This window comes from Bacillus sp. JZ39, assembly GCF_053903145.1.
Genome location: NZ_CP096389.1, coordinates 997,892 through 1,019,580, shown reverse-complemented (window position 1 = coordinate 1,019,580; position 21,689 = coordinate 997,892). Strand labels below are relative to the sequence as shown.

23 protein-coding genes are annotated in these 21,689 nt (G+C 44.3%); 11 read left to right on the top strand and 12 right to left on the bottom strand.

Annotated elements, in window-relative coordinates; genetic code table 11:
- Positions 1–45 precede the first annotated feature (45 nt).
- The 3 genes from bmrD to M1D65_RS05260 all read right to left on the bottom strand — a co-directional run bounded on the left by bmrD (position 46) and on the right by M1D65_RS05260 (position 4,102).
- Positions 46–2,067: a multidrug resistance ABC transporter ATP-binding protein/permease BmrD gene (gene bmrD / locus M1D65_RS05270; protein WP_128740161.1), complete on the bottom strand. Its 2,022-nt coding sequence runs from the start codon at positions 2,065–2,067 to the stop codon at positions 46–48.
- Positions 2,064–3,821 carry a multidrug ABC transporter ATP-binding protein BmrC gene (bmrC, locus tag M1D65_RS05265; protein WP_128740160.1) on the bottom strand — a complete coding sequence of 586 codons (1,758 nt, stop codon included), beginning with the start codon at positions 3,819–3,821 and terminating at the stop codon, positions 2,064–2,066. Before bmrC ends, bmrD begins: the two co-directional genes overlap by 4 nt.
- A gap of 119 nt (positions 3,822–3,940) precedes the next feature.
- On the bottom strand, positions 3,941–4,102 hold the full coding sequence (locus tag M1D65_RS05260) for a hypothetical protein (protein ID WP_010886461.1): 162 nt from the start codon (positions 4,100–4,102) through the stop codon (positions 3,941–3,943).
- Positions 4,103–4,265: 163 nt separating this feature from the next.
- Here M1D65_RS05260 and M1D65_RS05255 point away from each other — a divergent pair, with 163 nt between their 5' ends.
- The gene (locus tag M1D65_RS05255; RefSeq protein ID WP_015252456.1) at positions 4,266–4,766 is read left to right on the top strand and encodes a universal stress protein; all 501 of its coding nucleotides are present in this window, start codon (positions 4,266–4,268) and stop codon (positions 4,764–4,766) included.
- 126 nt (positions 4,767–4,892) lie between these two features.
- A complete protein-coding gene (gene nhaC / locus M1D65_RS05250) occupies positions 4,893–6,254 on the top strand; it encodes a Na+/H+ antiporter NhaC (protein ID WP_049140665.1) in 1,362 nt (453 codons plus the stop codon).
- Positions 6,255–6,296: 42 nt separating this feature from the next.
- On the opposite strand, the gene dat is transcribed toward nhaC, so the two are convergent.
- A complete protein-coding gene (gene dat, locus M1D65_RS05245; RefSeq protein WP_017695386.1) occupies positions 6,297–7,145 on the bottom strand; it encodes a D-amino-acid transaminase in 849 nt (282 codons plus the stop codon).
- Between the two features lie 284 nt (positions 7,146–7,429).
- Here dat and M1D65_RS05240 point away from each other — a divergent pair, with 284 nt between their 5' ends.
- Complete coding sequence (locus M1D65_RS05240) at positions 7,430–8,278, top strand: polysaccharide deacetylase family protein (protein WP_064671180.1); 849 nt, start codon at positions 7,430–7,432, stop codon at positions 8,276–8,278.
- 23 nt (positions 8,279–8,301) lie between these two features.
- Here the strand turns inward: M1D65_RS05240 and srtN are convergent, their stop codons facing one another.
- From srtN to M1D65_RS05225, 3 genes are all read right to left on the bottom strand, one after another.
- A complete protein-coding gene (srtN, locus tag M1D65_RS05235) occupies positions 8,302–9,045 on the bottom strand; it encodes a sirtuin NAD-dependent deacetylase (RefSeq protein WP_064671179.1) in 744 nt (247 codons plus the stop codon).
- A gap of 69 nt (positions 9,046–9,114) precedes the next feature.
- On the bottom strand, positions 9,115–10,230 hold the full coding sequence (gene mscY / locus M1D65_RS05230) for a small-conductance mechanosensitive channel protein MscY (protein WP_015383218.1): 1,116 nt from the start codon (positions 10,228–10,230) through the stop codon (positions 9,115–9,117).
- A 148-nt stretch (positions 10,231–10,378) separates the two neighbouring features.
- Positions 10,379–10,486, bottom strand: a complete 108-nt coding sequence (locus M1D65_RS05225) for a YhdX family protein (protein WP_009966908.1) — start codon at positions 10,484–10,486, stop codon at positions 10,379–10,381.
- Between the two features lie 233 nt (positions 10,487–10,719).
- Between M1D65_RS05225 and M1D65_RS05220 the strand changes: the two genes are divergently transcribed.
- Genes M1D65_RS05220 through crcB form a run of 3 tightly spaced genes read left to right on the top strand, consistent with a single transcriptional unit; the run spans position 10,720 to position 12,186 of the window.
- Positions 10,720–11,451, top strand: coding sequence for a glycerophosphodiester phosphodiesterase (locus tag M1D65_RS05220; RefSeq protein WP_120027933.1), 732 nt, complete (start codon positions 10,720–10,722; stop codon positions 11,449–11,451).
- The gene (locus M1D65_RS05215; protein WP_014479308.1) at positions 11,438–11,833 is read left to right on the top strand and encodes a fluoride efflux transporter FluC; all 396 of its coding nucleotides are present in this window, start codon (positions 11,438–11,440) and stop codon (positions 11,831–11,833) included. Before M1D65_RS05220 ends, M1D65_RS05215 begins: the two co-directional genes overlap by 14 nt.
- Positions 11,830–12,186 carry a fluoride efflux transporter CrcB gene (gene crcB, locus M1D65_RS05210; RefSeq protein ID WP_003233320.1) on the top strand — a complete coding sequence of 119 codons (357 nt, stop codon included), beginning with the start codon at positions 11,830–11,832 and terminating at the stop codon, positions 12,184–12,186. Before M1D65_RS05215 ends, crcB begins: the two co-directional genes overlap by 4 nt.
- Positions 12,187–12,199: 13 nt before the next feature.
- Here the strand turns inward: crcB and M1D65_RS05205 are convergent, their stop codons facing one another.
- The gene (locus tag M1D65_RS05205) at positions 12,200–13,585 is read right to left on the bottom strand and encodes a hemolysin family protein (protein WP_120027932.1); all 1,386 of its coding nucleotides are present in this window, start codon (positions 13,583–13,585) and stop codon (positions 12,200–12,202) included.
- A 326-nt stretch (positions 13,586–13,911) separates the two neighbouring features.
- Positions 13,912–15,093: a pyridoxal phosphate-dependent aminotransferase gene (locus M1D65_RS05200; RefSeq protein WP_015383213.1), complete on the bottom strand. Its 1,182-nt coding sequence runs from the start codon at positions 15,091–15,093 to the stop codon at positions 13,912–13,914.
- Positions 15,094–15,248: 155 nt separating this feature from the next.
- Between M1D65_RS05200 and cueR the strand changes: the two genes are divergently transcribed.
- Together cueR and M1D65_RS05190 are read left to right on the top strand one after the other, a co-directional pair.
- Positions 15,249–15,680 (top strand): Cu(I)-responsive transcriptional regulator, encoded by a 432-nt coding sequence (cueR, locus tag M1D65_RS05195; RefSeq protein ID WP_010886460.1) that lies wholly within the window; start codon positions 15,249–15,251, stop codon positions 15,678–15,680.
- Positions 15,681–15,740: 60 nt separating this feature from the next.
- Complete coding sequence (locus M1D65_RS05190; protein WP_009966903.1) at positions 15,741–17,075, top strand: hemolysin family protein; 1,335 nt, start codon at positions 15,741–15,743, stop codon at positions 17,073–17,075.
- A 67-nt stretch (positions 17,076–17,142) separates the two neighbouring features.
- Here the strand turns inward: M1D65_RS05190 and M1D65_RS05185 are convergent, their stop codons facing one another.
- On the bottom strand, positions 17,143–17,742 hold the full coding sequence (locus M1D65_RS05185; protein ID WP_003233335.1) for a 1-acylglycerol-3-phosphate O-acyltransferase: 600 nt from the start codon (positions 17,740–17,742) through the stop codon (positions 17,143–17,145).
- Between the two features lie 391 nt (positions 17,743–18,133).
- Positions 18,134–19,129: an aldo/keto reductase AkrN gene (gene akrN, locus M1D65_RS05180; RefSeq protein ID WP_003245422.1), complete on the bottom strand. Its 996-nt coding sequence runs from the start codon at positions 19,127–19,129 to the stop codon at positions 18,134–18,136.
- A 196-nt stretch (positions 19,130–19,325) separates the two neighbouring features.
- On the opposite strand from akrN, the gene sigM reads away from it, so the two are divergent.
- From sigM to M1D65_RS05165, 3 genes are read left to right on the top strand one after another with little or no spacing between them, the layout of a single operon-like run.
- Positions 19,326–19,817, top strand: a complete 492-nt coding sequence (sigM, locus tag M1D65_RS05175; RefSeq protein ID WP_003224177.1) for an RNA polymerase sigma factor SigM — start codon at positions 19,326–19,328, stop codon at positions 19,815–19,817.
- Positions 19,807–20,883: an anti-sigma factor gene (locus M1D65_RS05170; RefSeq protein WP_072175830.1), complete on the top strand. Its 1,077-nt coding sequence runs from the start codon at positions 19,807–19,809 to the stop codon at positions 20,881–20,883. The genes sigM and M1D65_RS05170 overlap by 11 nt, the downstream gene beginning before the upstream one ends.
- Positions 20,871–21,161, top strand: a complete 291-nt coding sequence (locus M1D65_RS05165; protein WP_003233341.1) for an anti-sigma-M factor — start codon at positions 20,871–20,873, stop codon at positions 21,159–21,161. Before M1D65_RS05170 ends, M1D65_RS05165 begins: the two co-directional genes overlap by 13 nt.
- Before the next feature lie 30 nt (positions 21,162–21,191).
- On the opposite strand, the gene M1D65_RS05160 is transcribed toward M1D65_RS05165, so the two are convergent.
- A complete protein-coding gene (locus M1D65_RS05160) occupies positions 21,192–21,620 on the bottom strand; it encodes a GNAT family N-acetyltransferase (RefSeq protein WP_009966899.1) in 429 nt (142 codons plus the stop codon).
- Between the last annotated feature and the right edge of the window lie 69 nt (positions 21,621–21,689).

The window sequence follows — 21,689 nt, the reverse complement described above, 5'->3', positions numbered from 1 at the left end:
ATAAACCAAAAACCCAAAACACGATTGTTTTGGGTTTTTAGAGCGTTATGCAATGGAATGTTTCTGTCCCTTTTGCAGTTCATACATTTGATAATATTGGCCTTCTAATGCCATCAGTTCCTCGTGGTTCCCTCTCTCAACAATTTCTCCTTTATCAAGAACCAAAATCTGATCAGCATTTCTGATTGTTGAAAGCCGGTGAGCGATGACGAAGGTGGTGCGTCCTTGTTTGACGACATCAAGCGCCTTCTGGATCACGGCCTCTGTCTCTGTATCAATATGCGCCGTTGCCTCATCTAAAATCAAGATCGCGGGATCAAACGCCAAAGCTCTAGCGAAAGAAATTAACTGCCGCTCTCCAGAGGATAGCGTGCTGCCTTTTTCAATCACGGGCTCATTAATGCCCTTCGGAAGCTTCTTAAGAAGAGGCTCAGCACCGACTTGCCGCAGTGCATTTTTTATTTCTTCTTCAGTCATTCTTTCGTCATCCAGACTTACGTTAGATCCGATTGTACCCGAGAATAAGTACGGGTCCTGAAGCACAATGCCCATATGGGATCTGAGTTCCTGTCTTGACATGTTGTAAATGCTTTTTCCATCAATTAAGACATCACCTTTTTGCGCATCATAAAAACGAAACAGCAGATTCAAAATCGAGCTTTTTCCTGATCCGGTATGGCCGACGAGCGCTACGGTTTCGCCTTTTTGCGCAGTAAAGGAAATATGCTTTAATACCTCTTCACCTTCTTGATACGCAAATGACACATCACGAAATTCAACCCGCCCCAGCGCGCGCTCCTTCGCCGGTTCACCCGCTTCTTCCGTATTCTTTTCTTCAAGCAGTTCAAAAACACGCCCGGCGGAGACCCTTGCAAGCTCCAGCTTTGAAAACTGATTGACGATGCCTGTGATCGGCTGAAATAACCGGTTCAAATAATCGACAAACGCGTACAGCACACCGATAGAAACAATCCCGGCCGCATTCAGGCTCGCACCGCCAAAATGCCAGATCAGACAGACGAACGCAAGATTGCGGATGACATTGACCAAATTATGGGACATTAAGGAGTTTAAATTCAGCATCCTGTTTTGGAAATAAAAATGTGATTCATTTAATTCATCAAATTCTCTCATTGTTTCCTTTTGATGGCGGAAAGCCTGAATAATGGTCATGCCTTGAATTGACTCATTCATTTTTGCGTTAATGTCACTGTTGATCGAGCGGATTTTTTGGTTGTAATATGACGCATATCTCCGGTATATGACAGACCACAGCCAGATAATCGGCACAATTGCCAGACATACAAACGCAAGCTTCACATCAAGCAGAAACAAAGCCGTGAATATCCCAAACATATAGATTCCGCTTGTCACAAATGTTGAAAGCACTGTGACATATAAATCCCTGATAGCCTCCGTATCATTGGTAATCCGCGCAACGACTTTTCCGGCCGGAAGGTTGTCAAAATAGCGAATCGGCATACTCTGTATGTGCGAAAACACGTCCTGCCTCATCTTTTGAATAATCCGATTGGCGCTCATCTGCAGCAGATAATGCTGTCCGTATTGAAAGAATACCGAAAACACAAGCAAGCCCCCATACAGGCAGATCAGAAACACCATTCCCTTTATTTCCGGCTGATAGAACTGGAAAAGTTCCTGCTTAGTCAGCTTTTCGGCAGCATATGCCCGGCTCTTGTCTCCGTTTGTGATCGTCAGCTTCCCGTCAGAAACCGTTCTATTCCCGTCGAAGCTGACAGCCTGATCAACAAAATAGAACGCCATTCCCACTTGATAAATATGCGCTTCTTTTGCTTTTGAAACAGGCTCCTGCAACCGGTCCTCTCTGACATATGAGACGCCGTGAAACTGAACGGCATTTTTATCTTTTTCCGCAGCTTCATACCATGTTTTCTCAATGCCGAGGATATGGTCGTCTATCATTTTTTTGCCAATAAAGGGCCCAGTCAGTTCTGCACCGACGGCAACAGTTAGCAAAAGGACGGCTGTGATCAGCAATTTTCGATAAAGAAGTGCGTATCTCCATAACGTTTTTCCTATTTTCATGCCCCTGCTCCCCCTTCTTCCGCAGTGAACAGCTGCTGTCTTTCATATTGTTCCCGGTACCACCCATTAATGGCCAGCAGTTCTTGATGCGTGCCTCTCTCAGCAATGACGCCGCCGTCCATCACAAGGATCAGGTCAGCGTGCTCTACCGCGGATAATCGGTGTGTCAAAATAAATGTCGTTTTTCCTTTGCGGTTTTCTCTGATGTTCTTGATAATTGCAGCCTCTGTTTTGGCATCTACAGCGGAAAGTGAATCATCCAGAATCAAGATTTCCGGATTCGCCATGAGTGCTCTCGCAATCGAAATTCTTTGTTTCTGCCCGCCTGACAGTGCCACGCCTTTTTCACCGACCATTGTCTCCAGACCGGACGGAAGCATGTGCAAATCTTTTTCAAAATGTGCTTCGGCAATGGCTTGCTGAACCTCTTTATCAGTTGCATCCTGTTTTCCGTATAAAATATTTTCTTTTACAGTCCGTGAAAACAGTAAATGATCCTGAGGCACATATCCGATCCATCCGCGGAGACGGTCAAGAGGGATTTGCTGAATCGGTACGCCTGAAAATGTAATGCTCCCTTCACCTGGAGGATACTGGCGCAAAAGCTGCTTAATAATTGTCGTTTTTCCGCTCCCGGTTTTACCTGCAATCCCGACAGTCTGCCCTTTTCGCACCGTAAATGAAATATCCTGAAGATTGTCACTTGTTGAGCTTGGATATGTAAAGCTGACATGACTGAAAACGATATCTCCAGGCTCTTTAAGATCAGCGGGCTGTTTTGGATCTGTCACATCCGTTTCATAAGAAAGAGTTTCATTTACCCGGTCTAATGACGCATTGCCGCGCTGCATCACGTTAATGAGTTCACCGATTGCAAACATCGGCCAAATCATCATGCCGAGATAAACGTTAAAGGACACTAACTCTCCAAGCGTCAGCTCGTTCCGGAATACAAGAAACGCTCCGTAGCCGAGCCCAATCAGATAGCTTGCGCCGACAAGCAGTTTCACCGTCGGCTCAAACAGTGAATCAATAAAAGCCACTTTCATATTTTTCTGATAAACATCAGCGGTCATTTCATTAAACCGGCGAACATCGTTTGTTTCCTGAACATACGCGCGAATCACCCGCACGCCTGAAACAGATTCCAGCACTCTGTCATTCAGCGCCCCGAACGCGTTTTGGGCCTCAGTAAACCGCTCATGAATTTTACTTCCATATAGACTGATTGCAATCGCCATGACTGGAAGCGGGATAATGGCGGCAAAGGTCAGCTTCCAGCTGATCAAAAACCCCATTGTCAAAAAGATCGTCATCATAAACATCGTAGAATCAACTAACGTCAAGATGCCAAACCCTGTGGTTAAACTGACGGCCTGAAGATCATTTGTCCCTCGTGCCATTAAATCGCCTGTTCGGTTTTTTTCATAAAACGGCGGCGACATAGTCAGCAAATGCCCCATCAGCTTCGTACGAAGAATTTTCTCCATCAGATTCGCTCCGCCAAACAGCTGATGCATCCAAAAATAAGACATGATATACACGGCCGCCGTCAGCACAAAAAAGATACCGATATAAAACAGCAGCCCTTCCGCAGTAAATGCCCCTGCTTTCATATCATCTATGGCGTTCCCCAAGAGCTTAGGCGGAAACATTTCAATGACATTGACTGCTAATAAAAGGACAATCGCAATCGTATAGCGCAGCCAGTACGCCTTAAAAAACCAGCCAAGCTTTTTCAAAACTGAAAACATCTATCCCCATCTCCTCATCAGCCGCCTTCTATTTTTTCCTTGCAGCTTTTTTCATCCAATTTGGCACGAACAGCCCTCGCCTCTGTATTGGTCTTCACATCCCATACACCTGTCTTTCCTTAGATTTTGTATATAAAAAAGGCATGAAGCGTCAGCTCCATGCCTTTTTTAACCGATATGTTACGCACAGCGCTTTTCAGCGCGCGGTCCGACCTAAAAAACCGTTCACGAAAACAGAACAAAAGGTTTGCCGCGCCAATATGAAACTGTTTGATAAACACGCAAATTCCTTGGCATAGCAAACCCTCCTTCCATTCTGATTTCATCTTTTTATCATCATATAAACAAAACCTTTTATTGTCAATCATTACTTGAATAGGAAAAGGTTAATGGTGCTCAAATTCGGGTAGTAGTGTTGTAAGACGCTTTGAAAGGGTGAGAAGGATGTTCCATGCTGACCGTATCATTGTTGCGTTTGACGGAAGTGAAAATAGTAAGAAAGCGCTTCAGACAGCCATTGATCTTGCTAAAACCGTAAATGCCGCTATTACCGTCGCCCATTCACATGATATGAAAGACAATCAGACCGTCATCGACCCGCCCAGACCCGCAGCTGAGGCAAGCTATATCAGCGGAGGCATGACAAGTGTTCCTGATCCGCTGATATCGGATGTAACATCACCTGAGCCAATGATCTATGAAGACCGTACGGAAGAAGTCATCGCCGAAGCAAGAATGATGCTGAATGAACAGCAGGCAGATGGAGATATCGATATATTAGAAGGCGATCCGGCTGAATCAATTATCGAGCATGCAAACCGCATTTCTGCCGATATGATCGTAACCGGAAGCAGAGACCAAAACAGGCTGAAAAAGCTAATATTCGGAAGTGTAAGTGAAAAGCTTTCAGCGAAATCGGATATACCCGTCCTGATTGTAAAGTGAGCACGCCCTGTGCTCACTTCTTTTATATTCATAATTGTGAAAAAACATAGATTTTCGTTTTTTTCTGTTATAATGCTTTCGTGCCCAAAAGCACAAAAGCATTAAAGATAAATATGGGGTGTTATTTTGGATTCTCAAAAAAAGCTGACGTTTCCGTTAGCCGTCGGTTTATTTATATTGATGTTATGCATTATTATTTCTTGCTTATTCTTGCTTCATGTAGAACCTCATATCCCGCTGTTTTTAAGTGTTGTCATGCTTTCAGCAGCAGCTTTATGGTTTGGATTTTCCTGGAAGAGTATTGAAAAAGGGATTGTAGACGGGATCAAAAACGGCGTACAGCCGATTATTGTTCTAGCGCTGATCGGCATCTTAATCGGCGCCTGGATGTACAGCGGCGCAATACCGACTGTGACAGTTTATGCCCTATCCTTTATTGAACCAAGCCACCTTCTGTTGACTGCTTTGTTTTCATGTATGATCATCAGCACACTTGTTGGCTCAAGCCTGACAACTGTAAGCACAATCGGAGTAGCGCTGATCGGCGTGGCGAGCGCGGCTAGCGTTCCGCTTGAATGGACAGCAGGCGCAGTCATATGCGGCGCTTGTTTTGGGGATAAAATGTCGCCGATGTCGGACACAACCAACTTTGCAGCCGGGATAGGCGAAATACCGATCTTTGAACACATTCGCCATATGATGGGCACAACCATTCCAGCTTTGCTCATCACTGTCGTTCTGTTTTACTTTCTCGGTTCATCAGTGTCAGCGGACGCTGCTTCAACCGAGAATATTCAGCAGGTCATAACCGGAATAAAAGATGCCGCAAACGTGACACCGTGGGCCCTTCTTTCTCCGCTCTTAGTCGTTTTGCTGGCAATAAAACGGGTATCAGTAATCCCCGTTCTGACTGCCGGAATTATTTCCTCGGGAATTTTGACTGCTATTTTTGTACCCGACAGCAGCCTGCAGGCGTTTATGACAGCTTTACAAAATGGCACAACTTTCGAAACTGACAATGAGGCAGCCGCTAAAATTATTAACAGAGGCGGACTGCAATCCATGATGGGCTCTGTCTCTCTCATTATGATTGCTTTTGCACTCGGCGGATTGATGGAGAAAATCGGATTGATTTCTGCACTATTGGAAGGCGTCATGAAAGGCATCCGCTCAAAAGGCCGTCTTGTTGCAGCAACTGTCTGCTCAAGCATCGGCGTCAACTTGGCAACGGGCGAACAGTATTTATCGATATTAATACCGGGACAATCATTTAAATCTTTATATGACAAACGAAACATCCAGCGAAAATTTCTGACAAGATCATTAGAGGACGGCGGAACATTAATTAACCCATTGATTCCTTGGGGCGTCAGCGGCGCATTTATGGCGAGCGCACTTGGTGTTCCAGTCATAGACTACATCCCGTTTACGTTCTTCCTCTATATATCGCCAATGATCTCCATTTTGATTGGATTTGTTAAAAAATAAAAAGAGCCCCGCTGTAAAAAGCGGGCTCTTTTCTTCGTTCATTTATGAAATGCTAGCAGCCTGTTGAATGCTTTCTTGAAAAGCAGCCTGAAGCTGTTTGGTCACCGGTCCGGGTTTCCCGCTTCCGACCGATTGTCCATCGAGCGTCACAACCGGAATAATTTCTGCCGTCGTTGACGAAATAAAGATCTCTTCCGCCTGTTTCAACTCTTCTTCACTGACAGGAGTCTCATCCAGTTTAATCCCATTCTTCTCAATCAGTCCTAAAATATTCATCCGTGTAATTCCATTGAGAATGAGCCGGTTAGCCGGATGTGTTCGCACCGTGCCGTTGATAACGGCATAAACGTTAGAGGATGTACCCTCCGTAACAACGCCGTCCCTAAGCAAAATGGCTTCAAATGCTCCCGCTTCATAGGCCCTTTGCTTCGTCATGACATTATACAGTAAATTCAGACTTTTGATATCACATCTTAACCAGCGAAGATCCTCATCTGTAATGGCCGCCACTCCGTATGCCTGCTCTTGCTCCGGTTTTTTCACCGTAAACGTATAAGCAGTAGTCTGCGGCTCGAGGCCGGCTTCATACTGGTGTTTTCGAGGGGCCACACCTCTTGTTGTCTGAATGTATACCGCTCCCTCACTGACCGCATTTTCCTGTACAAGCTTTTGCAGGTCCCACTCGAGATCTTCTATACTGAATGGCAGTGAAATTCCGATTTCAGCAGCACTTCTGAAAAAACGCTCTGCATGCTCACGTAAGCCGAACAATACTCCTTTGTACACCCTGATCACTTCATAGATGCCGTCACCAAACTGATAACCGCGATCTTCCAAATCGATTGATGCTTCACTGCGCCCAATCAGCCGGCCATTGACTAAAACCTTCATAAAAGCCCTCCCTTTTCGAGATGTCCCTGATGTCATTCAAGCTGTCATTGTCACTAATTCTACCATATTGGACAAGCTGAAAAACAGAAAGATCAAGAGATCTATAGCGGAAAGGAGTTTATTTTTTCCTTAAAATCTGACATTTCGACAAATTTTCTATGTGCTTTCCAGTTTTATTCCTGTATACTTGACTGGTAATACATAGGTTGTAAACATAAGGCATCTTCATAAGCTGCCTGCTGTACAGCATTATGTAGAGATTTTATGCCAATGGAGAGATTGTTATGCGACAAACGAGAGGAGAGGCTTCTCCTTCTGCAGTTTCGCTTGCTTTTAAATTTGCAAGTTTAGCAGTTTTATGTGTGCTGCTTTTGCTTATGGTGATTTTGGGTTATTCTAACAGTTTAACGAAAGCAAAGGAAGTCACTGTCACAACTAACGGACAGCTTCGAGATGAGAAGGAAAGCCTTAAGCTGAAAAACGACTCCCCCGATCTGCTGATAAAACATCTGCAGACAAAGCAGGACATGGGAGATAAAACGGTTTACTTAACCTTCGATGACGGCCCGTCAGCCTTTACAAACCGCTTGCTCGATGTGCTGAAAAGCGCTGATGTAAAAGCGACGTTTTTTATGCTGTCACCGCGGATGAACGAATTCAAACAAGCTGTGAAAAGAGCAGAAAAGGAAGGCCACGCACTCGGTTTACATGGCGTTACCCACAATAACAGATTGTTCTATCAAACACCGACATCTCCGCTAAAAGAAATGCAGGAGGCGCGTGACACGCTGCAGGACATTACAGGATATAAAACCGCTCTTGTCAGAACGCCATACGGAAGCAAGCCGTCACTAACCCCCTCACAAATCCGCAATCTTGAGAAAGACGGTTTTGTGTACTGGGATTGGACGATTGACAGCATGGACTGGAAATACCGAAATTCAAAGTATGTGACGGCCGTGTTAGAGCAGCTTGAAAATATGGAACACAGCTCTTCAGGCCGCCCGAATGTGATTCTCATGCATGATCTTCCCGCTACCGTAAACGCGCTGCCGGTACTAATCAATAAATTAAAAGAAAAAGGCTATTCCTTCGGAGTGTTAGAGGACACAATGGTTCCTGTTCATGAATAAAAAAGTGAGGCGCATAAGGCGGCTCACTTTTTTATGCCCAAACTTCGGGCAAACTCACCGATTTTTTGATGGATGACCATGTCAAACAAGCTGTCGCAATACGTTGGTTCAAGGTTTATGATGACTTTCTTCATGCCGGGAATCAGACTTGCATCCTCAGGCACAAATCTAGCCGGAGCCACTTCGAGAGACGTGCCGATAACCAATAAAAGATCTGCTTGATCCAGCTTTTCATAAAGGGTGTCAAAGTGCATGACGGCGTCGCCAAAGAGAACAACATCGGTTTTTAATACCGTTCCGCAAATGTCCCCATTGTTTCCGGCCGACGTGCACTCCGGCACCTCCCGCTCCAGCAAATGGGGAAGATCATATCGGGCGCCGCATGCCGGACAAGCTGCTGTCTGGATAGAACCATGCAGTTCGTATACATGCCTGCTCCCCGCTTTTTTATGAAGACCGTCAATGTTTTGCGTGAAAATATCGACCTGCTTCCCTTGCTTCTCCAGCTCAGCTAAAAGCAAGTGTCCTTCATTCGGTTCAAAGCTGCCGCTCATTTTCATCTGGAACAATTCTTTGAATTTGGGCCAAAACAGACGCGGATGACTTAAAAAATAATCAAGGCTCATCGCTTCCATTCTTGAGGCATCTTCCGTCCAAATGCCCCCTGCTGAACGAAAGTCGGGAATCCCTGATTCTGTGCTCATTCCCGCTCCGGTCAGCACAACAATTCGCTGTGCTTCATGTAGAATATTTTTGAATGCTTCCAACTCAACACCGCCTTTTTCTCTTATTTTACCATGAAAAAGACTCCGCCTCTGTCAGACGAAGTCTCTCTTTTAAGCCCGTTCCTTTTCCTCTTTATTTAGATTCACCTGGAATGGGTCGCTTTCGTGCTTTTGCTTGACAACAACCATTTGGCCGGGATATGCAAACTGGACACCTTCTGCACCTAAAATCTCAATAATTTTATAGTTGATATCCTCTCTAATATTAAGGTTTTCAGCCCAAACCGTCGTTTTTGTATAGAAGTTAAAAAATAAATTGTAGTAGCTGTCGGCAAACGTATCAAAGTTGACCATGATTGTTTCATTATCAACGCCCTCATGCTCTAAGAGCATTGTTCTGAGAGAATGAATGGAGCGTTCAAGGTTCTCAATCGGCGTAGCGTAGGACACATGGATGGAAAACGTAATCTGGCGTTTGGTCATTCTTGTCCAGTTCGTGATCGCTTCCATCGACAGCGTAGAGTTCGGCACCGTTACAAGCGCCCCCTGTGCTGTTCTGAATCTCGTGCTCCTAAAGGTAATATCCTCGACTGATCCTGTTACTGTCGACGTCTCCACCCAGTCACCAATTGTAAACGGCTTTTCAGTAATAATAATAATACCGCCGAAGAAGTTGCTGATGGTATCCTTCGCGGCAAGCGCAAAAGCCAGCCCGCCAAGACCTAGGCCCGCTACAAATCCGTTGACATCATAATTGAATTCCTGAGCGATCACACTGACACTGAGCGCAATGATCACAAAACGGAGCAATTTGGATAAAAACGGGGCCAGAATGTCATCCATGTCAAGCTCAAAGCGCTGATTCACCTTATGGAAGATAAACGACGATGTTGCGGTCAAATTACAAAGACCCCAGCACAAGAGCGCCACAATCAGTGAGCGGTATATTTTGCTGATGACCGGCATTTGCTCATCTAAAAACGGTGAATACCGGATCGCTAAAAACAGCCCAAGGGCAACAAAAAACCATCTGGCCGGTTTATCAAACGCCAGAACCACCTGTTTAAAAATTTCTGTTTTCGGCCGGTTTGTCAAATTAAAAAGCAGGTTAAAGAAATATCTTGTGAATAATTTTCTAAGTATAAGAAACACCAGCAAAATCGCCAAGCTGATGCCGATTTGAATGATGATATCAAGCGTAAAATACTGCTGCAGATAATCCGGCATGACTGTCTCCCCTCTATCCCAATCAATTGTTTATTATACTAAAATATTCGTAAGGATGTTCATTTAAATGTCTTTTGCAGCACAAAACCCCGGCGAAACGCCGGGGTCATTTCTCAATTCATCTATCAGCCAGATTCAATAGGGACAGTCACTTACCTTTTTTCGTTTGTGTCTGATCAAGGAGAGTTGCTTTTTGCATTTCAGCATCCGTTTCGGCTTTAATTCTTTCCTCCACTCTGATTCTCCCTTTTCCCATGATCTCGCCTCCTTTTTTGCTATTATAAAGGATCATATTTTGTTGTGAACATGTCGAAAGACCTAATTTTCTGACGAAATGTGTTCTGATACGCTGAGTGTCTTTTTTTAGTTATACGCATTCCTCAGCCCGGACCATTCCGATATGGCAGAAAAAATTCACCAGTTTGTATCGCGGTGCATATATGGATTTGATACAATAACAGAAATGCCCATACGAGGAGCTGACTTAGCTTGTACATCATTGCCCATCGCGGAGCATCCGGCTACGCTCCGGAAAATACGATTGCCGCATTTGACCTTGCGGTGAAAATGAATGCAGATATGATCGAACTGGATGTCCAGCTTACAAAAGACAGGCAGATTGTTGTGATACACGATGACAGGGTTGACCGAACAACAAACGGATCGGGCTTTGTTAAGGATTTTACCTTGGAGGAATTGCAAAAACTCGATGCAGGAAGCTGGTACGGTCCCGCTTTTCAAGGAGAGCGTATTCCGACCCTGGAAGCGGTGCTCAAGCGCTACCACAAAAAAATCGGCCTTTTAATTGAACTAAAAGGCCATCCGTCTCAAGTCAGAATTGAAGAAGAGGTAGGACAGCTATTAGGGCAATTTTCTTTTTCTATCAATAATATTGTTCAATCCTTTCAGTTCCGCTCCGTCCAAAGGTTCCGCGAGCTTTATCCTTCGATTCCGACAGCGGTCATTACAAGGCCCAACTTTGGCATGCTGTCCAGAAATCAGATGAAGGCCTTCCGCTCTTTTGCAAACTATGTCAATATAAAACACACACGGCTCAACCGTCTGATGATCGGCTCCGTCCATAAAAATGGCTTAAACATATTTGCATGGACTGTCAACAATCAAAAGACAGCGGCAAAATTACAAGCCATGGGCGTGGACGGCATCGTTACAGATTACCCGGATTTCATCATAAAGGATGGCAAACATGAAAATATATAGCGCGGTTTTTATCGGAGGCGCGCTTGGCGCCTGCCTCCGATACGGATTAAACTTATGGATACACACCGGTCAGTTCCCGGCGGCAACCTGGCTGGAAAATGCGGCAGGCAGCCTTCTATTAGGCATTTTGACCGGATTTTTTATGATCGGGGCAAAACGGCCTCTGCTGTCGGCTTTTTTAGGCACCGGCTTTTGCGGAGGCTTCACAACAATGTCCACGTTTTCTAAGGAAACGGTGATGCTTTTGCAAGGACAACCCTCATTGGCTCTTTTATATGTGGCAGCCTCATTGATATCAGGGATCATATTTGCACTGATTGGTGTTTTTGCGGGACGGCGCATAGCAGGCATTCAGCAAAGAAAGGGGCTGCAGGAAAGATGACACTAGCGGGTATTTTCATAGGGGGCGGACTTGGCGCAATGCTTCGGTTCTGGCTTGGCAATGTCATAACCGCCAAAACCAAAGGTCTGAGCCTGCCCATTGGCATACTGACAGTCAATATTCTCGGAGCTCTCGGGCTCGGAATATTTACAGGACTTCACGTTGCAAATGCTTCGGTCTCGCTTATCATCGGCACGGGGTTTTTTGGCGCCTTTACGACCTTTTCCACCTTCAGCGTTGAAAGTATTCAACTCCTTATGGCCAAACGTGTAATAGAAAGCATCTTGTACATCGCCCTGACACTTTGCGGGTCGCTTTTGGCATTTTGGTGCGGCTGGACAATCACAATATAAAAAAACCTTGAGCTTATTTCTCGCTCAAGGTTGCACTGTTCAGCATCACAGGCTCAGGCAGCGGCAGCTTGTGGTGCGCCATAATCCCGGTTGTGTTGCTGGCTTCTTCTTTTATATCGATTTGCTTGATTAATCGGCCGTCCATCTTCAGCACCTTTATCGTATATGAACCGATGCGAATGGATTCACCAGCCTCAATATCGATGTTTTCTTTTAATATCAGCCCGCCGATCGTATCGACGTCTTCTTGAATCGATGCGCCAAGAAGGCTGTTCACCTGATCGATCCGAACCTTTCCATCCATCACATAATGGCCGTCGCCAAGCTTTTGGATCAGCGGCTGTTCATCTTCATCAAATTCATCTCTGATCTCTCCGACAATTTCCTCAAGAATATCCTCTGTCGTCACAAGTCCCGAGGTTCCTCCGTATTCATCCGACAATATAGCCATATGAATGCGCTCGCGCTGCATTTTAATCAGCAAGTCATGAACCGGGATCGTTTCAATCACTTCGATGACCGGCCTCACATACGGATGGATCGTCATCTTCATTCGTTCTTCTTCTGTCATAAACAGCAAATCAGAAAACAAATGCTTCGTATTGACCAAACCGATCACACTGTCTTTGTCTCCATCTGTGACTGGCCAGCGCGTGTATTTTTCCTTCAGCATGACTTCAAGCATCTCGGCCATCGTCATCTCAGTTGACACAGCAGCCATTTCCTTCCGCGGTATCATAATCTCTTTGGCGATCCGATTATCAAATTCAAAAATCTTATTCACATATTTATATTCAGACGGATTAATCTCTCCGTTTTTTAAACTCTCAGATAACAGCATCCTGAGTTCTTCCTCAGAATGGGAACCATCATGTTCTGACGCAGGCTTCAAACCGAACATCCCGCATAAAAGCCGCGCCGATCCATTGAGGATCCAAATAAACGGAAACAGGAGCAAATAGAATAAACGCAAAGGGCCCGCTATCAGTAAAGTCAGCTGTTCTGCCTTTTGAATCGCGACCGTTTTCGGGGCCAGTTCACCAACAACAACGTGCAGGAACGTGATCAAGCCGTACGCGACTGCAAAAGAGGCTGCATGTGAAACCGAGTCCGGCAAGCCGAGCGGTTCAAACAATGGATGCAGCAGCCGTTCAAAGGCCGGTTCACCCAGTACGCCAAGCCCGATTGATGTCAATGTAATGCCCAGCTGGGATGCGGATAAATATTCATCCAAATCTGTAATGACACGCCTTGCGAGTATCGCCCGTTTGTTTCCTTCTGTGATAAGCTGATCTATTCTGGATCTCCTTACTCTAACAATCGCAAACTCGCTTGCAACGAAAAACGCGGTTAAAGCAATGAGCACGCCAATTAAAATCAGACTGTCAATATCGTCCATTTAACCCTATCCTCTCAACAAAGGATAAGGAGTCACCTCCTGATATAATCATTTTTCCTTAACATTGAGGTACGCGGTGTATTGTTGCCTAAGCAGAGGGCCCCATCATACCACCTCCAAAAGTCAAAGTTTGATTATAAATTGTATATTTTATTGTAACACAACTCATTCCAAAAATGATTTTTAATTTTTAGACTTTTATCATGAAGAAAGCCTTAACTGCATGCCTGCTTGTCAATTCTGCGCCTGTCTGGATTGGAAGAGGAAGGATTTTGCGGATATAAAAAGAAAACAGCCTTGAAAACTGTTTTCTTTTCTTTGACTTCTTAAGCAAAATCTTTATATAAAGAAATGAAAATGTCCCGTGAGTTTTTAATCTGCTCGATCGGCACACTGAAGGATAATCGGAAATGCCCGCTCATTCCAAAACCGCTGCTCGGCACAATTAATAATTTGTATTTTTGGGCGGCATGCACGCAAAATGCAACTTCATCTTCAATCGGCGATTTTGGAAAAACAAAGAAACCTCCCTTTGGCATTTCAAATTCAAAACCGGCTTCTTTTAAAATGTCTACCATTAAATCCCGGCGCTCTTTATAAGCGCTCGCGTCTACTCTTAAATCATCCATTCGTGCCACAGCCCGCTGCATCATGACAGGGGCATTCACAAATCCAAGCGTTCGATTACAATACACAAAAGCGTTGATCAAAAGGTCCGCATCCGGCATTCGGCTGTCCAATCCGATATACCCGAGCCGCTCCCCGGCTATGCCGAGATCTTTACTGAATGAGCTGGCCAATATCACACGATGGTACGATTGAAACGGATTTGCCAGCTCTTCATCATAGATTAATTGACTGTACGGTTCATCAAACAGCACATAAATCGTCTGGCCGCTCTTCTCTTCTATTTCTTTTAATAAAGCGCCTAAATCGTCTATATTTTTCTGGCTGAGAACCGTGCCTGTGGGGTTATGCGGTGTATTGAGAATCAGCCCTTTCGTCTGTGGAGTGATCGATTGCCTTACCGCTTCAATGTCGATCTCAAACCGGCTTGTCAACGGGCAGCTGACGGCCTTTCCCCCGTAGTTCTCAATATACAACTTATATTCGGCAAAATAAGGTGCGAGAATAATGACCTCTTCCCCAGGGTTTACGATGCTTTTTAACGCAACATTCAAAGCGCCTCCCGCACCCACCGTCATGACGATACGCTCCGCTGAGAAATCAGCTTCAAAACGCGACCCCAGAAATTGCGCGACTTTTTCTCTCGCTGCAGGAAGCCCTTGATTTTGTATGTATCCGTGGCTGCCTTTTTCAGCTTCCTCTATTAACGCTCTCTTAAAAGCTTCAGGCGGTTCAACAATCGGGTTGCCGAGTGAAAAATCAAATACCTGGTCTTCCCCGAACTCCTTCTTCAGCCTTGCACCTTCATCAAACAGCTTGCGAATCCATGATCCTTTATTTAAATTTTCTTCAACTTCCCGGGATAACCCAGCCAATTTCATCTGTCCCTTCCGCATATAAAAATTTGAAAATTCTATCTTCCTATGTTACTTCAATCAGATGATGAATTCCACAACTTCCAATTCCGGTCTAAAAAAACAATAAACTTGTGCAAGACACCGTTCATATATTAAACTATTCTCATAACTATAACGTGATGGTTGGGAGGGATATAGATGGGGCTGAGACTTATCGCATCAGTGAACTAGCGGCACTCGCCGGAGTAACGAAACGGACAGTTGATTATTATACGAATCTCGGTCTGCTTACGCCGGCCAGATCCTGTTCAAATTACCGTTACTACGACGAAAATGCACTCAAACGACTTATATTTATTGTAGATTGCAAGAAGCAGCGATTGGCCCTGTCCGATATTAAAGATCGACTGGAGAACCAGTTTCCCTCTTCAGCTAAACTTGATGATGAAATTGGAAATCTGGCATTAGAAATTGATCATATGAATCAAAACATCTCCGGAATCTTGCATCGGTTTGAACGGCTGAAGCCCGAGGATCGTGACAAGCTGAAAAGCAAACTCCCGCCTGAAAAGCTCGCCGTGTTCCAATCATTTATGCTGCTGTTAAGTTAAAACCATTTTATCTAACAGGAGGTGTTACCTTCATTCTCATTGCTAGAGTGAAGGTTCTAATTGGACATAGTGAATTTGATTTTAGTTGCTGTTTTAATCGCCCTGACGGCATTTTTCGTGGCATCTGAGTTTGCCATTATCAGAATCAGAGGCTCACGGATCGATCAGCTGATCGCGGAAGGAAATAAAGCAGCAATAGCCGTAAAAAAAGTGACCACGCATCTTGATGAATATTTATCTGCGTGTCAGCTCGGAATTACATTGACTTCCATCGGATTAGGGGTTTTAGGTGAATCAACGATCGAAAGGCTGCTTCACCCGCTTTTCGTCCAAATGAACGTTCCAGGTTCCCTTTCACATGTCATATCGTTTATTTTTGCGTATGCCATTATCACGTTCTTACACGTTGTTGTCGGAGAACTTGCACCTAAAACAGTCGCTATCCAAAAGGCGGAAGCAGTGTCTATGCTGTTTGCGAAACCGCTGATTTGGTTTTACCGCATCGCGTTCCCATTCATTTGGCTTTTGAACAATTCCGCACGGTTATTGACCAAAGCATTTGGCCTGGAGACCGTTTCAGAAAACGAACTGGCTCACTCAGAAGAAGAGCTGCGAATCATTTTGTCTGAAAGCTATAAAAGCGGTGAAATCAACCAATCAGAGTTTAAATATGTGAATAAAATCTTTGAATTTGACGACAGGCTCGCGAAAGAAATTATGATTCCGCGGACCGAAATTGTCAGCCTTCCGCATGATATCAAGATTTCTGAAATGATGGACATCATTCAGATTGAAAAATATACCCGCTACCCTGTGGAAGAGGGCGATAAAGATAACATTATCGGGGTTATTAACATTAAAGAAGTGCTGACCGCCTGCATCAGCGGTGAGGTATCTGTTGATTCCACCATTTCTCAATTCGTCAACCCTATCATTCATGTCATTGAATCTGCGCCGATCCAAGACCTGCTTGTCAAAATGCAAAAAGAGAGGGTCCACATGGCCATTTTGTCTGATGAATACGGCGGTACTGCCGGGCTTGTGACGGTTGAGGACATCATTGAGGAAATTGTCGGTGAAATCCGCGACGAATTTGATATTGATGAAATTAGCGAAATCCGCAAAATCGGCGAAGGCCATTATATTCTTGACGGAAAAGTGTTAATTGACCAAGTAAACGACCTGCTAGGCATTCATTTAGAGAACGAAGAAGTCGACACAATCGGCGGCTGGTTCCTTACTCAAAAATACGATGTTGAAAAAGATGATTCCATCATCGAAGAAGGCTGCGAATTCATCATTAATGAAATTGACGGCCACCACGTCGCATATATTGAAGTGAAAAAGCTTCAAGAAGAAGAACTTCTGGAGACAGCTAACCAGCAGGAAGCATAATAAGAAAAGCACCTTGTATAAGGTGCTTTTCTTATTTTCACAGTTCAGGGCAATCTCTCAGAACGCCTTATAGCTGATCAAGCTTATTCTCTAGTTCTTTAATCCGCTGATTCAAAGCCTCTGTCATTGCTGCAAGTCTTTCCTTTGAAGGCAGGTGGGCAAAATCAGCCTGGTGAAGAGGCTCACCGATAATCAGCTTCATTTTTCCTTTTTTGAATAATTCTTTTCCGCTTGAAGGGCCCTGATATGCAGCGGGGACAAGCGGCGCTTTCCCCATTTGCGCAATCGTCACCGCACCTCTTTTCAAAGGCACATCCTCAGAGGTTCTTGTTCCGCTTGGGAAGATACCGACGATCTCTCCTTCTTTCAGCAGCTTAATCGGCGTTTTAATACTGCTTGGCCCGGGATTTTCCCGATCTACCGGAAAGGCATGAATTTTCTTCAGAAACGAACCGATCCATTTATTTTGAAAAAGCTCTTTTTTCGCCATGTAGTGTATTTGATAAGGAAGAATCCCGACTCCGAGTGTAATCACATCAACCCAGCCGGAATGTGTACACGCGATGACAAAACCTGAATCGGCCGGAAGGTTTTCTTTGTTATACACCTTCACTCCTCCGCGAAGAGAAAGAATAACTTTTAAAGCATTTGCACAAAACTTATACATATCGCACTTCCTTTGTCGTAATCAATGATTCTTTCTGTCATCTATTATAACAACATTTTTTATTACCTGGTACTAATTTTTAAGATTTCTCCCGTTAAAACGCCAAAAAGCTGAGGATTCGCCCTCAGCTTTTAGATTGTTGATAAAATCATAAAATGGTTTTCATTTTATGTTTTTGTCATCTATTCAGCGTGATTGAAAATCCTTGAGTCTAGGAAAGGCTAGCATGGAGCAGACTTTCACAGGATGTGATGACAGCGGTGTTTGAGCAGGACGCCTAAGCATTTAGCCGCTGTTTCTTCATCATTCGTGAGCACCGACGCGTAGGCCTGACAACGAATGCGAGGGTTTGTCGACACGCTGAAAGCTGAGGATTCGCCCTCAGCTTTTGTTATATTTCCTCTCTGGTCGGCGGGGCCATAAACTCCGGTCCGACAGGGTCTGATATCGTATTTTCCAATATAGTATTGATATCTTTCTGATCTTCACTGTTCAACGTCCAGCCTGTAATCTCAGATAGGGCCTCAAGCTGCCCAGGCTTTCTTGCTCCCCAAAGAGCGATATCCGCTCCCGGCTGATCTAAGATCCATCTGACAGCCAAGTGAATCACTGATTTTCCATAACGTGTCTTCGCCAGCTTATCCAATTGATTCACAGCAGAAAGATACTCTTTAAAGCGGGGCTTCTGGAATTTTGGATCGTGATTACGCAGATCATCGCCCTCAAATGTATATTCTTCAGTCATTTTGCCTGTTAACAGCCCTCTGCATAAACTGCCGTATAATAATGTTGTTATCTTGTTATCTTTCGCATAAGGAAGGACACTCTCTTCCATCTCTCTTTCAAACAGATTATATGGAGGCTGAATCGTATGGAGAGGTGCGACGGCGCGAAATGTATCCATTTGCTCAATTGAAAAATTGCTGACGCCAATCGCCCGGATTTTTCCCGCATCATATAATTCCTTCATGACTTCAGCCGTTTCTTCAATTGGCACAAGCGGATCGGGCCAATGCACCTGATAAAGATCAATATAGTCTGTTTGAAGCCGCTTCAAAGAATTCTCAACTTCCTCTACAATTCTCGCTCTGTTCGCATGGCGGAACAGCTGGTTGTTCTTCCAGTCCAGAGCCGTTTTCGTTGCGAGAATCACCTGGTCTCTTTTGCCGTACTCTTTGATTGCCTTTCCGACGATTTCCTCGGACTGCCCGAAGCCGTAAGCCGGCGCGGTGTCAATCAGTGTAATCCCCTGATCAAGAGCGGCGCGGATTGTTTCAATCGATGTTTTTTCGTCAGTGCCTCCCCACATCGTTCCGCCAATGGCCCATGTGCCGAGGCCGATTCTGGAGGCTTCTATTCCTGTATCTGCTATACTGGTATATTCCATTGTGCCACTCCTTCACTTTTTCACTATCTTTTCCCCTCTGGAAAAAATGTTAAACATTTCTCCGCACTATCTTTTGGGGCCATTTTTGGGTACTATATAGTAATGGTGTTTGATTAGGTATAAAAAAGCCGTTTGCATGTAATGTGCAACTTTAAACCTTTCTTATGCGTGTATAACATAGAGGGGAGAAAAGGCAGTGACGATCGATGAAATTTACCAAATGTACATGAATGATGTTTACAGGTTCCTGCTCTCCATGACAAAAGACAAGCATCTTGCTGAAGACTTGCTGCAGGAAACCTTTATGCGGGCATACATACACATTCACTCCTATGATCACAGCAAAGTAAAGCCCTGGCTTTTTCAAGTGGCGCGAAACGCCTTCATTGATTACGTCAGAAAGCATAAGAAAGAAGTAACCATTTCTGATGACTTAATCGGAAGCCTCTTTCAAAATGCTGTTCAAAGTCCTGCCCATCAGGTAGAGATAAAGGAAGTGCTGACTGGTTATATGTCCGAGCTCCCCGATAATTATCGGGAGGCCTTAACGCTATATTATTTAAAAGAGTTAAACTACAAAGAAGCATCCCATATTATGAATATTTCAGAGGCGAATTTTAAAAGTGTTTTATTTCGTGCCAGACAGCGGCTGAAAGCACTTTATAATAGAGGTGTTAATGATGAATGAAGAATTTAAAAAGCGTTTTGATCAATATAAAAATGGGGAAATGAGCGACCAGGAAATGACTGCATTTGAGGAAGAACTTGAGAAGCTCGAAGTATATCAGGAACTGATTGACAGCGAACTAGAGGACGATAACGATTGGGATCTCAGCATCAGTCCTGAAAAACAAAAAGCGATTTTAGCCTACGGCAAACGCAAGTCTTATTTGCGAATTTCTGTGCTTGCCGTCATTTCGACATTGATGATTTTGCCGCTTTGTACGCTGGGAAGCTACCTCTATTACGGAATGGGTGGGAAACACAGCACCGGCAATGAGTTTATGGAAACTGCCGCAGTCACTGTAGCCCTGACCATGCCGAATGTTCTTGTTGATACTTCCGGACTGAAAAGCCAAGTGAAGCTATTTGGAATGAATACGGAATTCCCGCTGCAAAAGCAGATTGGCACGAAGACGGCTGCCGTAGGGAATGAACGGGTTGAAATGTTTTATAACAAAGTAAAAGCGCCGGCAGTAAACTACTATGACTTAGAAGTGAATAAAACCGGCCATTACTTTACACATCCTTCAAACAAGTCTGAACAAACGACCGCAAAAGCAGAAAAAACGTTAAGCACATTGCCTGAAGGAACGGTATCAGAGGTCTACCTTTCATATGACCGTGCATATCCGACAAAAGACGTGTATAACAAATTCAAAGGCTATGATGTGAGCTTTTTGTGGAACGCAATCGAAACAGAGAAAAACACAAATAAGACAGCTTCCACAGAACCTCTTGGCTATCCTGGAAAGGATTCAAAGTTCTTGGCCGCCCTTAATACAAAAGGCAAGTCGAATGGCGATCAGTTTATCAACGCCCTAAAATTCATGTCCAAACACGAAAAATGGGCTCAGGTCATTTCAAAACGGAAAGACCTGAATGTAGATAAACGATTAGATTATGTAGAGAAAAACGGTGTCAATGTATACGGTTCGGTCGTTACAGGGCCAACCAAGGAAATCCAGCGCATGCTGAAAAATAAATCTGTAAAATCAGCGAATGTCGGCGAGGTGGAATTATGGAACTGGTAAGAATTTTTAAAGAACACAATGTATTCGGCTGGATCTCTGTCGGGACAGCGGTTCTGTCCCTGCTGTTGCTGAATTTGGCCATTATCAGCAACGTCACGTTTTATTCCTATCAAATGCTTCCGTTCGCCATGGCTGCCGTTCCGTTCGGCGTTGTTGAACTCTTCATCAAGAGAGGGCGCACAGGTCCAGGCCTGCTCGGCGTCATCCTTAATCTCTTTGTGATTATTTGTGTGTATACCATTGTATCTGTAGATACGAATTTACAGTTTGGCTTTTAAAAAAGACGCCTTTTCAGGCGTCTTTTTTCGTTATACCGGTTTTCGGAACAAATAACTTTCTATAGTAAAACCCATTTTATCTGTATAAAATCGATGTGCGTCTTTACGCTGCAGGCCAGATGAAAGACTGACAAAACCGAGTCCGGCTTTTCTCGCCCAGTCTGAGGCATAATCCAAAAGCATTTTGCCGTATCCCTTTGATCGGCAAGGTGCCGTTGTAACAAGATCCGCAATCCACAAGTGCTCTCCTTTATGAATGGAAACTCTCGGCAGAGCCCCGCACAGCGCTCTGATTGCTGTATTTTCATATAAGGCAAACAGCATATACGATTCTTTCTGCACACAGGCTTCAAGCCTTTGTAAATACGTCTCTATATCCAGTTCTGTTCTCAATTCACTCATAATCGGATACGACTCAGCCCATTCTTCTTTCGAGGTTAATTGTTTCATATGGATCATCTTCTCAATCCCCTTTCCTTTCGTTACAATGATCATAGCTAATAAATGGCATTTGCCAAATAGCCAATA

Coding starts and splice junctions, on each gene's coding strand:
- M1D65_RS05185 (WP_003233335.1), bottom strand. CDS start 17,742: ATGTATAAGTTTTGTGCAAATGCTTTAAAAGTTATTCTTTCTCTTCGC.
- cueR (WP_010886460.1), top strand. CDS start 15,249: ATGGTTGGGAGGGATATAGATGGGGCTGAGACTTATCGCATCAGTGAA.
- M1D65_RS05165 (WP_003233341.1), top strand. CDS start 20,871: ATGGAACTGGTAAGAATTTTTAAAGAACACAATGTATTCGGCTGGATC.
- M1D65_RS05205 (WP_120027932.1), bottom strand. CDS start 13,585: ATGGACGATATTGACAGTCTGATTTTAATTGGCGTGCTCATTGCTTTA.
- dat (WP_017695386.1), bottom strand. CDS start 7,145: ATGAAGGTTTTAGTCAATGGCCGGCTGATTGGGCGCAGTGAAGCATCA.
- M1D65_RS05170 (WP_072175830.1), top strand. CDS start 19,807: ATGATGAATGAAGAATTTAAAAAGCGTTTTGATCAATATAAAAATGGG.
- M1D65_RS05240 (WP_064671180.1), top strand. CDS start 7,430: ATGCGACAAACGAGAGGAGAGGCTTCTCCTTCTGCAGTTTCGCTTGCT.
- mscY (WP_015383218.1), bottom strand. CDS start 10,230: ATGCCGGATTATCTGCAGCAGTATTTTACGCTTGATATCATCATTCAA.
- M1D65_RS05225 (WP_009966908.1), bottom strand. CDS start 10,486: ATGGGAAAAGGGAGAATCAGAGTGGAGGAAAGAATTAAAGCCGAAACG.
- bmrD (WP_128740161.1), bottom strand. CDS start 2,067: ATGAAAATAGGAAAAACGTTATGGAGATACGCACTTCTTTATCGAAAA.
- bmrC (WP_128740160.1), bottom strand. CDS start 3,821: ATGTTTTCAGTTTTGAAAAAGCTTGGCTGGTTTTTTAAGGCGTACTGG.
- M1D65_RS05255 (WP_015252456.1), top strand. CDS start 4,266: ATGTTCCATGCTGACCGTATCATTGTTGCGTTTGACGGAAGTGAAAAT.
- M1D65_RS05215 (WP_014479308.1), top strand. CDS start 11,438: ATGAAAATATATAGCGCGGTTTTTATCGGAGGCGCGCTTGGCGCCTGC.
- crcB (WP_003233320.1), top strand. CDS start 11,830: ATGACACTAGCGGGTATTTTCATAGGGGGCGGACTTGGCGCAATGCTT.
- akrN (WP_003245422.1), bottom strand. CDS start 19,129: ATGGAATATACCAGTATAGCAGATACAGGAATAGAAGCCTCCAGAATC.
- M1D65_RS05200 (WP_015383213.1), bottom strand. CDS start 15,093: ATGAAATTGGCTGGGTTATCCCGGGAAGTTGAAGAAAATTTAAATAAA.
- M1D65_RS05160 (WP_009966899.1), bottom strand. CDS start 21,620: ATGATCCATATGAAACAATTAACCTCGAAAGAAGAATGGGCTGAGTCG.